The sequence below is a fragment of the Novosphingobium sp. IK01 genome (genome assembly GCF_033242265.1).
GTDB classification, from domain to species: Bacteria; Pseudomonadota; Alphaproteobacteria; order Sphingomonadales; family Sphingomonadaceae; genus Novosphingobium; species Novosphingobium pituita.
Map to the genome: position 1 here is coordinate 3,172,168 of NZ_BTFW01000001.1, position 13,522 is coordinate 3,185,689.

15 protein-coding genes are annotated in these 13,522 nt (G+C 67.7%); 13 read left to right on the forward strand and 2 right to left on the reverse strand.

Going from position 1 to position 13,522, the window contains the following annotated elements:
• Window positions 1-55 precede the first annotated feature (55 nt).
• From SBI20_RS14665 to SBI20_RS14725, 13 genes are all read left to right on the forward strand, one after another.
• Window positions 56-2,329 (forward strand): S9 family peptidase, encoded by a 2,274-nt coding sequence (locus SBI20_RS14665; RefSeq protein ID WP_317975710.1) that lies wholly within the window; start codon window positions 56-58, stop codon window positions 2,327-2,329.
• A gap of 99 nt (window positions 2,330-2,428) precedes the next feature.
• Window positions 2,429-3,454, forward strand: coding sequence for an aspartate-semialdehyde dehydrogenase (locus SBI20_RS14670; RefSeq protein WP_317975711.1), 1,026 nt, complete (start codon window positions 2,429-2,431; stop codon window positions 3,452-3,454).
• A 275-nt stretch (window positions 3,455-3,729) separates the two neighbouring features.
• Window positions 3,730-4,455, forward strand: a complete 726-nt coding sequence (hisA, locus tag SBI20_RS14675) for a 1-(5-phosphoribosyl)-5-[(5-phosphoribosylamino)methylideneamino]imidazole-4-carboxamide isomerase (RefSeq protein WP_317975712.1) — start codon at window positions 3,730-3,732, stop codon at window positions 4,453-4,455.
• Between the two features lie 20 nt (window positions 4,456-4,475).
• Window positions 4,476-5,237: an imidazole glycerol phosphate synthase subunit HisF gene (hisF, locus tag SBI20_RS14680; RefSeq protein WP_317975713.1), complete on the forward strand. Its 762-nt coding sequence runs from the start codon at window positions 4,476-4,478 to the stop codon at window positions 5,235-5,237.
• A gap of 78 nt (window positions 5,238-5,315) precedes the next feature.
• Window positions 5,316-5,645, forward strand: coding sequence for a phosphoribosyl-ATP diphosphatase (locus SBI20_RS14685; RefSeq protein ID WP_317975714.1), 330 nt, complete (start codon window positions 5,316-5,318; stop codon window positions 5,643-5,645).
• A 61-nt stretch (window positions 5,646-5,706) separates the two neighbouring features.
• Window positions 5,707-6,084 carry a histidine triad nucleotide-binding protein gene (locus SBI20_RS14690; protein WP_317975715.1) on the forward strand — a complete coding sequence of 126 codons (378 nt, stop codon included), beginning with the start codon at window positions 5,707-5,709 and terminating at the stop codon, window positions 6,082-6,084.
• A gap of 69 nt (window positions 6,085-6,153) precedes the next feature.
• A complete protein-coding gene (locus SBI20_RS14695) occupies window positions 6,154-6,663 on the forward strand; it encodes a YbgC/FadM family acyl-CoA thioesterase (protein WP_317975716.1) in 510 nt (169 codons plus the stop codon).
• Entirely contained in the window at window positions 6,660-7,370 is a 711-nt protein-coding gene (tolQ, locus tag SBI20_RS14700; RefSeq protein WP_317975717.1) for a protein TolQ, read from the forward strand. The genes SBI20_RS14695 and tolQ overlap by 4 nt, the downstream gene beginning before the upstream one ends.
• Window positions 7,371-7,373: 3 nt before the next feature.
• Complete coding sequence (locus SBI20_RS14705) at window positions 7,374-7,826, forward strand: ExbD/TolR family protein (RefSeq protein ID WP_317975718.1); 453 nt, start codon at window positions 7,374-7,376, stop codon at window positions 7,824-7,826.
• Between the two features lie 5 nt (window positions 7,827-7,831).
• Window positions 7,832-8,971 (forward strand): energy transducer TonB, encoded by a 1,140-nt coding sequence (locus SBI20_RS14710; protein WP_317975719.1) that lies wholly within the window; start codon window positions 7,832-7,834, stop codon window positions 8,969-8,971.
• Complete coding sequence (gene tolB / locus SBI20_RS14715) at window positions 8,968-10,386, forward strand: Tol-Pal system beta propeller repeat protein TolB (protein WP_317975720.1); 1,419 nt, start codon at window positions 8,968-8,970, stop codon at window positions 10,384-10,386. Before SBI20_RS14710 ends, tolB begins: the two co-directional genes overlap by 4 nt.
• Window positions 10,387-10,483: 97 nt before the next feature.
• Window positions 10,484-10,999, forward strand: coding sequence for a peptidoglycan-associated lipoprotein Pal (pal, locus tag SBI20_RS14720; RefSeq protein WP_317975721.1), 516 nt, complete (start codon window positions 10,484-10,486; stop codon window positions 10,997-10,999).
• A 128-nt stretch (window positions 11,000-11,127) separates the two neighbouring features.
• Complete coding sequence (locus tag SBI20_RS14725) at window positions 11,128-11,661, forward strand: J domain-containing protein (protein WP_317975722.1); 534 nt, start codon at window positions 11,128-11,130, stop codon at window positions 11,659-11,661.
• Between the two features lie 23 nt (window positions 11,662-11,684).
• On the opposite strand, the gene SBI20_RS14730 is transcribed toward SBI20_RS14725, so the two are convergent.
• Window positions 11,685-12,869 carry a CCA tRNA nucleotidyltransferase gene (locus SBI20_RS14730; protein WP_317976153.1) on the reverse strand — a complete coding sequence of 395 codons (1,185 nt, stop codon included), beginning with the start codon at window positions 12,867-12,869 and terminating at the stop codon, window positions 11,685-11,687.
• A 40-nt stretch (window positions 12,870-12,909) separates the two neighbouring features.
• Window positions 12,910-13,521, reverse strand: coding sequence for an NUDIX hydrolase (locus SBI20_RS14735; RefSeq protein ID WP_317975723.1), 612 nt, complete (start codon window positions 13,519-13,521; stop codon window positions 12,910-12,912).
• Window position 13,522: the final 1 nt, after the last annotated feature.

Below are 13,522 nucleotides of genomic sequence, written 5' to 3' on the forward strand. Positions count from 1 at the left end.
CGTCCTGGCATACCCGCCAGGACGCCTTTTTGCTGTTCGGGATACCTTTTTTGCCATGCGTCTTGCCTGTCTGCTGATCGCAACTGCCCTGGTTTCCGCCCCCCTTGCAGTTCATGCCGCTCCTGCCGGAGATGCCCCGATGACCGCTTCCGCCAAGGTTCCGGGGCTGAGCCTCGAACGCGTGTTTGCCAGCCCTTCGCTCAACGGGCCGACCCCGCGCGGGGTCAAGCTTTCGCCCGACGGGCGCTATCTCACGCTGCTGCGCAACCGCGCGGACGACCGCGAGCGGTTCGACCTGTGGGGCTTCGACCGCCAGAAGGGCACGTGGTCGATGCTGGTCGATTCGCTCAAGCTGTCGTCGGGCCGCGTGCTGAGCGAGGCCGAGAAGATGCAGCGCGAGCGCCAGCGCATCGGCGATCTCAAGGGCATCGTCAGCTATGACTGGGCCAGCGACAGCAAGACGGTGATGGTGCCGCTCGATGGTGAGCTGCTGCTGGCCGGGCTCGACGGCACGGTGCGCAAGGTGGCCGGGATGACCGGGGCCGAGCTGAACCCGCGTCTGGGCCCGCAAGGCGACAGGATCGCCTTCGTGCGCGATTCGCGCCTGTGGGTGGGGCCGGTCGACGGCAAGAGCCCGGCGCGTGCGATCAGCCCCGAGGAAAAGGCTGCGACCGTCCACTGGGGCGAGGCCGAATTCGTCGCGCAGGAAGAACTCTCGCGGATGAGCGGGTTCTGGTGGTCGCCCGACGAAAAGCGTCTGGCGGTCGAGCGTTTCGACGAGAGCGGGGTGGGCGTGGTCACCCGCGCGGCGATCGGCGCGGATGGCACGCGCACCTATGACCAGCGCTATCCGGCGGCGGGCGGCGCGAATGCCGATGTCTCGCTCTGGCTGATGGATGCCGATGGCGGGCATCGCGTTGCGGTCGATCTGGGCGACCGCCAGGACATGTATCTGGGCCGTGTCGATTGGGCCAAGGACGGCAAGACCGTCTATGTCCAGCGGCTGGACCGCGCGCAGACCCGGCTCGACATGCTGGCGGTCGATCCGGCCACCGGCAAGGCGCGCGTGCTGTTCACCGAACAGGCCCGCGCGAAGAGCTGGGTGAACCTTGGCAGCAACTATCGCTTCCTCGACGATGGCAGCCTGATCTGGTGGTCGGAACGCGACGGGTTCGGTCATCTCTATCGTTTCAGGGATGGCGTCTGGACGCAACTGACCAAGGGTGACTGGGTGGTCACCGATCTGGTCGGTGTCGACGAGAAGGCGGGCCGCGTCTATTTCGCGGGCACGAAGGACGACGTGCTGGCGGGGCAGGTCTATGCGCTGTCGCTCAAGGCGCCGGGCAAGATCGAGCGCCTGACCGATCTGGCCTTTGACAACCACGCCACCATGGACGCCAAGGGGCAGGCGCTGATCGTCACGCGCAGTGGCGATGCACAGCCGCCGCAATCCTATCTGGCCGATGCGACCGGCAAGCGTCTGGCCTGGATCGAGGAAAACCGGGTGGCGGGCGACCATGCCTATGCGCCCTATCTGGCCGCGCATCGCCCGGCCACGTTCGGCACGATTCCGGCCGCTGACGGCACGCCGCTCCACTACATGATGATCACCCCGGTGATGGAGCCGGGCAAGCGCTATCCGGTCTTCACCTATCACTATGGCGGGCCGACCGCGAACGTGGTCCACAAGGGCTGGCAGGGACCGCTCGCGCAGGCGATCGTGGCCAGGGGCTATATCTATTTCGCGCTCGACAATCGCGGCTCGGAAAACCGGGGCGTCGATTTCGGCAGCGCGATCTGGCACGCGATGGGCACGGTCGAGGTCGAGGACCAGCTGGCCGGGGCCCGGTGGCTCAAGCAGCAGGCCTATGTCGACCCCGCGCGGGTGAGCACGTTCGGCTGGTCCTATGGCGGCTACATGACGCTCAAGATGCTCGAAGCGCATCCCGGTGTCTGGGCGGCGGGCATTGCCGTGGCCCCGGTCACCAAGTGGGAGCTTTACGATACCGCCTATACCGAGCGTTATCTGGGCAATCCCAAGGTCGATCCGCAAGTCTACAAGGCGGCGGGCGCGCTGGAGAACACCGGGCGGATCAGCGATCCGCTCCTGCTGGTCCACGGCATGGCCGACGACAACGTGGTCTTCGAGAACAGTTCGGCCCTGATCGCCAAGATGCAGGGCGAGGCCGTGCCGTTCGAGATGATGCTCTATCCCGGCTACACGCACCGCATCAGCGGCCCCAAGGTGAGCCAGCATCTCTACGAGACGATGTTCCGCTTCCTCGACCGCAATGGTGCGGGAACTGCGGGCGCGAATAGCGGGAAATAACAGGTTAGGGGCGGCAAAGCCTCTTTCGCTTGGCTGGTCGGAACCAGCGGTTAAAGAGCGGGCGCGCGATTGGGTGCCTGCGCATGGAGTGAAACTGACATGGGTTATCGGGTTGTAGTGGTGGGTGCTACCGGCAACGTTGGCCGGGAAATGCTCAACATCCTGGCCGAGCGCGAATTCCCGATCGACGAGATCGCGGCGCTGGCTTCTTCGCGTTCGCAGGGCACCGAGATCGACTTCGGCGAGACCGGTCGCAAGCTCAAGGTGCAGAATGTCGAGCACTTCGACTTCACCGGCTGGGACATTGCCCTGTTTGCCGCCGGTTCGGCGCCGACCAAGATCTATGCGCCCAAGGCCGCTTCGCAGGGCTGCGTGGTGATCGACAACTCGTCGCTCTACCGCATGGACCCGGACGTTCCGCTGATCGTTCCCGAAGTGAACCCGGAAGCCATCGACGGCTATACCGCGCGCAACATCATCGCCAACCCCAACTGCTCGACCGCGCAGATGGTCGTGGCGCTCAAGCCGCTGCACGACAAGGCGAAGATCAAGCGCGTCGTCGTTGCCACCTACCAGTCGGTTTCCGGCGCGGGCAAGGAAGGCATGGACGAACTGTTCGAGCAGAGCCGCGCGATCTTCGTGGGTGACCCGGTCGAACCCAAGAAGTTCACCAAGCAGATTGCCTTCAACGTGATCCCCCACATCGACAGCTTCCTCGACGATGGCTCGACCAAGGAAGAGTGGAAGATGGTCGCCGAGACCAAGAAGATCCTCGACCCCAAGGTCAAGGTCGCCGCGACTTGCGTGCGCGTGCCGGTGTTCATCGGCCACTCGGAAGCCATCAACCTCGAATTCGAGGAAGAAATCTCGGCTGCCGAAGCCCAGGACATCCTGCGCGAGGCGCCCGGCGTGATGCTCGTCGACAAGCGCGAGAACGGTGGCTACGTCACCCCGATCGAATGCGTGGGCGACTATGCGACCTATGTGTCGCGCGTGCGCGAGGATTCGACCGTCGACAACGGCCTGGCGCTGTGGTGTGTGTCGGACAACCTGCGCAAGGGCGCGGCGCTCAACGCCGTGCAGATCGCCGAACTGCTGGGCCGCCGCCACCTCAAGAAGGGCTGAGCGCGGACCGCATGAAGAGTGTCCGGGGGCATAGGGTCCCCGGACATTTCCCTTCCTCCTGCTCTCTTCACGTCGTCATCCCCGCGCAGGCGGGGATCCAGCTTCCGGGGCTCGTTGCGCGCACCGGCGTTGCGGCTGGATTCCCGCCTGCGCGGGAATGACGAAGGGGGCGTGCAACGAGTAGGGAATGGCGGGAAGGGGCCATTGGCCCCTTCTTTCGGTTCAGCCTGCATTCGCCATTGGCCGGGGGGCCAAGCGATGCTAGGCGCGCGGCCATGATCGTATTTCCCGCCATCGACCTCAAGGGAGGTCAGGTCGTTCGTCTTGCCGAAGGCGACATGGATCGTGCCACTGTCTATGGCGATGATCCTGCCCATCAGGCGCGTCTGTTTGCCGAGGCCGGCTCGCGCTACCTCCATGTCGTCGATCTCGACGGCGCCTTTGCGGGCGAGGCCCGCAACCGCGAGGCGGTGGAATCCATTCTCAAGGCGTTTCCCGGCCATGTGCAGTTGGGCGGCGGCATCCGCAATCCGGTGGCGGTCGACGGCTGGTTTGATCTGGGCGTCTCGCGCGTGGTGATCGGCACGGCGGCGTTGAAAGATCCGCAGTTCGTCAAGGACATGGCCAAGGCCTATCCGGGCGGGATCGTGGTCGCGGTCGATGCACGCGACGGCATGGTGGCCACCGCGGGCTGGGCCGATGTGTCGGACGTTTCGATCGTCGAGATGGCGCGCCGCTTCGAGGACGCCGGGGTGGCGTCCTTGCTGTTTACCGACGTGGGCCGCGACGGGCTGCTCAAGGGCTGCAACATCGAGGCGACGGTCGATCTGGCACGCGCCACGCGCCTGCCGGTGATCGCCAGCGGCGGGGTCAAGGGCATTGATGACATCGCGATGCTCAAGGTTCATGAACAGGGCGGCATCGAAGGCGTGATCACGGGCCGCGCGCTCTATGACGGGCGACTCGATCTGGCCGCCGCGATCGCCATCGCCGAAGCCTGATTTGTGAAAGAGGCCCAGCCATGACTGTTCGCGTCCGTGTCATTCCCTGCCTCGACGTGGCCGAGGGCCGCGTGGTCAAGGGCGTCAACTTCGTCGACTTGCGCGACGCGGGCGATCCGGTCGAACAGGCGCGCGCCTATGACGCCGCCGGGGCCGACGAGTTGTGCTTCCTCGACATTTCGGCCACCCACGAAGGGCGCGGCACGCTGCTCGACGTGGTCGCGCGCACGGCGGAAGTCTGCTTCATGCCGCTGACCGTGGGCGGGGGCGTGCGGGCCGTGGAAGACGCGCGCGCGCTGCTGCTGGCAGGGGCCGACAAGGTGGCGGTCAATTCTGCCGCCGTCGCCCGTCCCGAACTGGTGCGTGAAATCGCCGAGAAGTTCGGGGCGCAGTGCGTGGTCGGCTCGGTCGACGCACGGCGCGTGGCGCCCGGCAAGTGGGAAATCTTCACCCACGGCGGGCGCAAGGGCACGGGGATCGACGCGCTGGTCCATGCCGAGCGTCTGGCGAAACTGGGCGCGGGCGAACTGCTCGTCACCTCGATGGACGGCGATGGCACCAAGGCGGGCTACGACCTCGACCTGACCCGCGCGATTGCCGATGCGGTGCCGGTGCCGGTGATCGCCAGCGGCGGGGTGGGCACCCTCGATCACCTCGTCGCCGGGGTGACGCAGGGCCATGCCAGCGCGGTTCTGGCCGCCTCGATCTTCCATTTCGGGACCTATTCGATTGCGCAGGCCCACGCGGCCCTGCGTGCGGCGGGGCTGCCCGCGCGCGGGTGATACCGCCCCGCAGCGCAAAGCGAAAATCGGGCGCCATCGAGGCTTGACCCACGCGGCGCAGGGCTTCATGCCCCTGCCATGGATCAGAGCAACGCCATCCTCGCCCGTCTCGAAGCCACTGTCGCCGCGCGCCGCCAGGCCGATCCGGCGACCAGCTATGTCGCCCGTCTTCATGCCAAGGGGCTGGGCAAGATTGCCCAGAAAGTGGGCGAGGAAGGGGTCGAGACGGTCATCGCCGCGCTTTCGGGCAGCGAGGATGAACTGGTCGGGGAGGCGGCGGACCTGCTGTTTCACCTGATGGTGCTGCTCGATGCGCGCGCGGTGCCGCTGGCGCGTGTGCTGGACGAACTGGCCCGCCGCGAAGGCCTTTCGGGCCTTGCCGAAAAGGCGGCCCGTCCGCGCGACTGAGGCCGTGTTGGCCGAGCCCGTGCTTTCCCCCGATTTCGTGCCCCGGACAGGACTGTTTGCCATGCCTATCGATGCCACGCTGCCTTACGACGACCAGAACGTCTTTGCCCGGATCCTGCGCGGCGAGATCCCCTCCAAGACCGTCTACGAGGACGACTTCGCGCTGGCCTTCCACGACATCGCACCCCAGGCGCCGGTTCATGTGCTGGTGATCCCCAAGGGCCCCTATGTGAGCTGGGACGATTTCTCGGCCCGTGCGCCCGAGGCGCTGATCGCCGGGTTCGTGCGCGCGGTGGGCAAAGTCGCGCGCGATCTGGGGTTGGTCGAGCCGGGCTATCGCCTGCTGGCCAACGTGGGCAACCATGGCGGGCAGGAAGTGCCGCACTTGCATGTCCACCTGTTCGGTGGCGCGCCGCTGGGGCCGATGCTGGCACGCTGAACCTTTTGCGATGCAGCAATCTGGTCTAGTGTTTTTGTCGGACCTTTCTGGCGAGACATACGAACGCTGATGATGAGTGGTGATGCTCCCTCCGGTCGGCTCGATGGCGCGACGCATCTGCTGATGGTGCGCGTCTATTACGAGGATACCGACCTTTCGGGCATGGTTTACCATGCCAATTACCTGCGCTGGTTCGAGCGTGCGCGCTCGGACCTCCTGCGGCTGGTCGGGATCGACCAGCGCGCCGCCCACGAGGCGGGCGAGGGCGCCTTTGCCGTGGCCGACATGGGCCTGCGCTATGTCAGCCCGGCGCGGCTCGACGATGTGGTGCGCGTGGAAACGCGTCTTGATACATTGACGCGCGCAAGTTGCACCCTCCTTCAGCAGGCGTTCAGGCACGAAACTCTTTTGTGCGCCGCACGCGTTCGGGTCGCCTTTGTCGCGCCTGGTGGCCGTCCGCGCCGTTTCTCGCCTGCGTGGCATCAAGCTCTCGATGCCCTGAATCCTGCTCTGAAAATACCGCCTCAAGACTCCACCCTGTCCTTTCCCGAAACGGACTTTGAGAAAGCCCGATCATGACTTTGGCCCTTCTTGCCGCCGCCGCGAGTGCGACCGCCGGTGTGCCCACCCGGCTCAACCCGGTTGACCTGTTCCTGCATGCCGACATTGTCGTGCAGCTCGTGATGGGGGGGCTTTTGCTCGCCAGCGTGTGGGTGTGGATGATCATCGTCTCGTTCAGCCTGCACATGGCCGGGGCCTCGCGCCGCTCGAAGCGCTACGAGGACGGCTTCTGGGAGGCGCGCGACATCGACGTCTACCAGAAGGAGGCTGGCAAGGGAGACATCCCCTCCGCCCGCGTGGTCGGTGCGGCCCTTTCGGAATGGCGCCGCAGCACGGCGGGCAAGACCATCGACCGCGAAGGCACGCGCCAGCGCCTGTCCTCGGCCATGGACAGCGCGATTGCCGCCGAGACGGACCGTCTTTCGAGCCGTCTGGGCTTCCTTGCCACGGTCGGTTCGGTGGCGCCGTTCGTCGGCCTGTTCGGCACCGTCTGGGGGGTCATGGACAGCTTCTTCAACATCGGCGCCCAGGCCAATTCGTCGCTGGCGGTGGTCGCGCCGGGTATTTCCGAGGCGCTGTTCGCCACGGCCATCGGCCTGTTCGCCGCGATCCCCTCGGTGATCGCCTACAACCGCTTCAGCAATGCGGTGAACCGCTTCGAAGCGCGCCTGTTCCGCTTTGCCGACCGTTTTCACGCCACCTTGAGCCGCGAACTGGAGCAGTAAGCGATGGCGATGAACCTGGGGCAGGGAAGTGGCTGCAGCGGGCGTCGCCGTCGCTCGCGCGCAGCCCCGATGGCCGAGATCAACATCACCCCGCTGGTCGACGTGATGCTGGTGCTGCTGATCATCTTCATGGTCACAGCGCCCATGCTCAAGGCGGGCGTGCCGATCGACCTGCCCGACAGCAAGGCCGAGGCCTTGCAGGAAAAGAAGGACGACATCACCATCAGCATGGACGCGGCGGGCCGTCTGTTCCTCGATGACCAGGAACTGGCGCCGGGCGAGTTGAGCGACCGGCTGGCCGGTGTGGCCCGGCCCGGTGGCGAAGCGCCGCTGGTCACGCTGCGGGCCGACAAGGGGCTCGACTATGGCCGGGTCATGGCGGTGATGGGCGAACTCAACGCCGCCGGGTTCAAGCAGATCTCGCTGGTCACCAACGGCACTTCGGCAAACCCCTGAGCACCATGGACCCGCATATCCCCCTCTCTTCGGCGTCTGCCTCCCCGGATGAGCCCCCGCGTGGCGGGTTCCGCCGCGAGGAAGCGATTGCGCTGGGCGTGGCGCTGGCGGCCCATGTCGGGTTGATTGGCGCGCTGGCGTTCTCACCTCTGGGCAAGACGGTCAAGGCGCCGCCCGAGCGCATGGTGGTGACGCTCTCCAACGAGATTTCCGACCGCTCGACCTCGCCCGATCCCAATGCGCAGGCCGCGCCCGATGTCGCGCCCGAACTGGGCGAGCAGCAGGCCGCCGCGGCGCCCGAACCCGCGCCCCAGCCTGCTCCTCCCCAGCCCGCTCCTCCCCAGCCGGCCCCGCAACCCGCGCCGCCCCAGCCGAAGCCGGAACCCCGGCCAGAACCGCCCAAACCCGTGCCTCCCAAACCGGTGCCCCCCAAACCGGCGCCGCCAAAGCCCCAGCCGCCCAAGCCGGAGCCGCCCAAACCGGAGCCTCGGCGCCCTGCGCCGCAGCCCGCGCCCAGGCCGGCCCCGAGGCCCCAGCCAAAGCCGGCGCCTGCCCCGGCCAGGCCCGCGCCTGCGCGTCCTGAACCGGCCCGTGCGGCACCTGTCCAGCACGCCCCGGCCCAACATGCGCCTGCCCAACATGCGCCTGCAAGGCCCGCTCCGGCGCCGCGCAAGGGCGAAACCGCGCCCGGTCGTGGCACCGCAGGCCCTGCGCCCACGCACAAGGCCCCCACCGGCGGCAGCCGCATCGGCAGCGATTTCCTCTCCGGGGTTCCCGGTTCGACCAGTCCGGGCACTTCGCGCACGCCGCCGGGCCAGACCATCGGCCCGGATGTGCGCGCCTCGCTGTCCATGGGCATCTCGCGCCAGATCAAGCCGCACTGGGTCGGCCCTTCGGGTGTCGACGTGGACAAGCTGGTGACGGTGGTGGCGTGGAACCTCAATCCCGATGGCTCGCTGGCCGGACGCCCCGTGGTCGTTTCGCAAAGCGGGATCACCGATGCCAACCGTGCCCAGGCCCGCCGCCACGCCGAACTGGCGATCCGCGCGGTGGAACTGGCCGCCCCCTTCGACTTGCCGCCCAAGTATTACAACAGCTGGAAGCGCGTGACGGCGTTCCGCTTTGACTGGAAGCTCTCGCAATGAAGCGTCTGACCCTCTCGGTTCGCGTTCTGTCCCTGTTTGCGCCAGCCTGTGCCGGGGCGCTCGCGCTTGGCGTCGGGCCGGCCCTGGCCCAGCAGGCCGCTCTTCCCGCCTCGGGCGCGCCGCAGGCCGCGCAATCTTCCGACGATGGCGGGTTGACCGGCTCGGTGACGGGCGAGGGCGCCTGGCAGGATCTGGGCGTCGCCATCCCCGCCTTCCCGACCGACAATCCGCTGCCGACGGCTGCCGAAGGCGGCAATACGGCTGCGCTGGGCAAGAATCTGGCGCAAGTGGTGTTCAACGACTTGCGCAACAATGGCCTGTTCAAGCCGACCGGGCCCGATGCGCTGCCCGCGATCACCTATCCCGACGTGACCGCGCCCGCGTTCGATACATGGCGCGCGCGCTCGGCCGAGATGCTGGTGCAGGGCTTCGTGCGGGCGGCCCCCGACGGGCGGCTGACGGTGGGATGCTACCTCTATGACGTGGCGCTGGGCAGCGAACTGGCGCGTCAGGGCTATGTCGTCCAGCCCGCCGACTGGCGCCGGGCCGCGCACAAGTGCGCCGACATGGTCTATTCGCGTCTCTCGGGCGAAAATCCGTTCTTCGACAGCAAGATCGCCTATATCGCCGAGACCGGCCCCAAGGATCACCGCCGCAAGCAGCTGGCGATCATGGATTCCGATGGCGCCAACCACCGCTTCATCACCAATGGTCAGGCCACCGCGCTCACCCCGCGCTATTCGCCCGACTACAAGCAGATCGCCTATCTGTCCTACCTGAACGGCAGCCCGCGCATCTATGTCTACGACATCGGCACCGGGCAGCAGCACCTGGTCTTGCAGAGCCGCAACCCGACGTTCGCGCCGCGCTGGTCGCCCGATGGCAAGTCGCTGCTGTTCTCGATGGCCACGGGCGGCAACACCGACATCTATCGCATCCCGGCCGCCGGTGGCACGCCCGTGCGCCTGACCAACACGCTCGGGATCAACGTGGGCGGCTCGTACAGCCCCGACGGGCAGAAGATCGTGTTCGAAAGCGATCGCTCGGGCGCGCAGCAGGTCTATGTGATGAATGCCGACGGCAGCAACCAGCACCGGATCAGCTTCTTTGGCGGCCGTGCGGCGACGCCTGAATGGAGCCCGCGCGGCGACCAGATCGCGTTTACCTGCATTTGCGGCAACTTGCGCATCGCGGTGATGAACCCGCAAGGGGGCGACATGCGCTTCCTGACCAATTCGTGGCAGGACGAGGCCCCGACCTGGGCGCCCAATGGCCGTATTGTCCAGTTCTTCCGCACCGAGAAGAACAGTGGCCACACCAGCATCTGGCAGGTCGACCTGACCGGCGAGAACTTGCGCAAGCTCAATACCCCGGTCGATGCCTCGGACCCCGCGTGGGGTCCGGTCTTGCCCTGATCTTTTTAACCTTCCCCCCACCCGGTACGCGGGAACCCCGTTTACCGATCCGATTTGTGCGATGCAGACATGCATTTCACGCTTGAGGAGACTCCCCATGAATCGCGTGCTTCTTGCTGTTACTGTGCTTGCCGGCAGTGTTTCGCTGGCCGCCTGTTCGTCGAATTCGGCTGCCAACAAGACCGCCGCCGAACTGCCCCCGCAGCCGACCGCGACCACCACCACCACCCCGCCGCCCGCAGGCCCGACGCCCGGCAGCCAGGCCGACTTCCTCGCCTCGGTGACCTCGGACACGATTCACTTCGACACCGACCGCTTCAACGTCGATGCGCAGAGCCAGACCATCCTCCAGAGCCAGGCCCAGTGGCTGGCCCGCTATCCGGGCAAGCAGATCACCATCGAAGGCCACTGCGACGAGCGCGGCACGCGTGACTACAACCTCGCCCTGGGCGAGCGTCGTGCCAATTCGGCCAAGGCCTATCTGGTGAGCCTGGGCGTCGATGCTTCGCGCATCAACGTCGTGAGCTATGGCAAGGAACGCCCGATCGCGCTGGGTTCGGATGAAGCCGCATGGGCCCAGAACCGCCGTGCGGTGACCGTGACGGTCCAGTAAGAACGACACGACAGCCTTGCGCCCGATACTCTCGGGCGTTTATGGGCACAGTGTTTGGGGGCGCGCCGGACGATCGGGAATCGGTCATCCGGGGCGCCCTTGCTCGTGAAGAAGGGCACAGTGCGCCGATGGCACGGCAGGGACGTTCGACGGACTGGGGTTTTCCACGCTGGCGCGGCTATGGCAGCGCCCGCGAGGCGGCGGCCGTGCGTCTGTGCGACCGCGCCGGGTGCAACGAGCCGGGCAATTGCCCCGCGCCCAAGTCGCCCAACAGCCCCGACCGCTGGTATTTCTGCGAGAAGCACGCGGCGGAATACAACGCCGGCTGGAACTATTTCGAGGGCCTCGACAAGGAAGAGGCCGAGCAGCGCGAACAGGCCGAACGGCAGACTTCGTCAGGCTATGGCGCGGCCTCGTGGCAGGCCTGGGCCGGGCCGGGCGATGGCAGCCGCAGCCGCGACGAATTGCGCGCGCTCGAAGCGCTCGGGCTCGACCCTGATGCCGAGTTCGATGCCATCCGCAAGGCGTGGCGCACCCGCGCCAAGGAAGTTCACCCCGATGTCCGCCCCGGCGACGAGGCCGCAGCGGCGGAATTCCAGAAGCTGCAACTGGCCTATGAAGTGCTTCGCGCCGCGCAGGAGCGGCGCGAGTGGAAGGGCTGAACGCGCGCGGGAGCTGAAGGGTTTCAGGCCTGCGCCAGAACCGTGTCGAGCAGTTCCATCACCCGCGCCTCGTCGGGGAAGCCTTCGGCAACCCAGCGCGCCTCGACCGCGCGCAAGGTGCGCGCCACGTCCGGCCCTGCGCCGACCCCGCGCGCCACGATCTGCCCGCCCTTGAGCGGCAGGCGCGGAATGTCCCACCCCGCCAGGTCCGCCGTGGAGCGCCCCGCCAGCAGCAGCCGGTCGAGCGCCTCCTCGCGCCCGAGGGCATAGGCCAGCGCGCGCGCCGACTGCCCGGCATCGTCGGCCCCGCGCGCGGCGGCGCAGGCCAGTCGCTTGCGCTGGGCCACCGACAGGCGCAGCCGCGCGGCGACCTGTTCGGCCAGCGGCGGATCGGCGGGAAGCAGGCAGGCCATGCGCCGCAGCGCATCGGGCGCCACCCCTTCGCGCGCTTCGGTGGCGACCAGCGCGGGAAGGTCGGCCGGGGCGGCCTCGGGCAGGACATCGCCCAGAACGCCCAGCCCGGCCATCGTCGCCAGCGTGGGCGAGGGATCGGGCAGGGCCAGCAGGTTCATCAGTTCGCTGGCTATCCGCTCGCGCGAGAGGCCTTTCATCCCCGGCGCCAGCGCCGCGCAGGCGGCCTGCGAGGCTGCGTCGGCAGGCAGCGAGCCGAACCGCGCCTGAAAGCGGAAATAGCGCAGGATGCGCAAGTAATCCTCGCGGATGCGCTGTTCGGGATCGCCGATGAAGCGCACCGTGCGCGTTGCCAGATCGGCCAGCCCGCCGAAATAATCGCTGACAGCGAGGGTGCGGGGATCGGCATAGAGCGCGTTGATGGTGAAATCGCGGCGCGCGGCGTCTTCGCGCCATTCCTGCGAGAAGGCGACGGTGGCATGGCGGCCATCGGTGGTCACGTCGCGGCGCAGGGTGGTGATCTCGACCGGGCCGCCGGGCAGGACGGCGGTGATCGTGCCATGGGCGATGCCGGTGGGCACCTGCTTGATGCCTGCGGCCTCCAGCGCTGCCTGCGTCTGTTCGGGCAGGAGCGTGGTGGCCATGTCGATGTCCTTCACATCGAGGCCAAGCAGCGTGTCGCGCACCGCGCCGCCGACATAGCGGCACAGGCCGAGCCCCTCAGGATCGAGCGCGGCGACCAGCGCGGCCAGATCGGCGCGCGCGGTCCAGGGGGCGGGGGGCAGCGTTTGGGGCATCGGCGTCGGAATGGGCGTTGGCATGGTCATGGCAGGACTGTCAGGCGGTTGGCCAGGCGATGCGCCGGGCGAGATTGGCGATGATGGCGGCGGTGACGCCCCAGATCCGGTGGCCCTGCCAGAGGATCTCGATGGTCTTGCCGCGCTGGCCGTTCCATTCGGCCGTGATCATGCCATGGCCGCGGCGGTCGAGCAGCAGGCCGAGCGGCGGCTCGAACCACCCGGCGACTTCCGCCGGATTGGGGCGCAGGGGCAGGCCATCGGGAACGACGGCAAGGACGGGGGTGATGTCGTAGCCGGTGCCCGTGCGATAGCGGTCGGTCGGCCCGATCACGCGCACGCAGGCCGGGTTGATCCCCAGTTCCTCGTCCGCCTCGCGCAAGGCGGCTTCCACCGGGGTTTCGCCCGGTTCGATCTTGCCGCCGGGAAAGGCGGCCTGGCCGGGGTGGGCGCGCATGTGGCTGGGGCGGTGGATCAGCAGCGCGCCCGGCCCGTCGGGGTGGCCGGGGCGGTCGGTCACGGCGATCAGCACGGCGGCCGGGCGCAGGTTCTCGGGCGCCACGACGCGCCAGTCGGCCACGAGATCGGGCGCGGGGCCTTCGTGGCCGGCGCGGTGGAGCGCGCTCAGGGTTTCGAACAGGCTGGCGCTCATG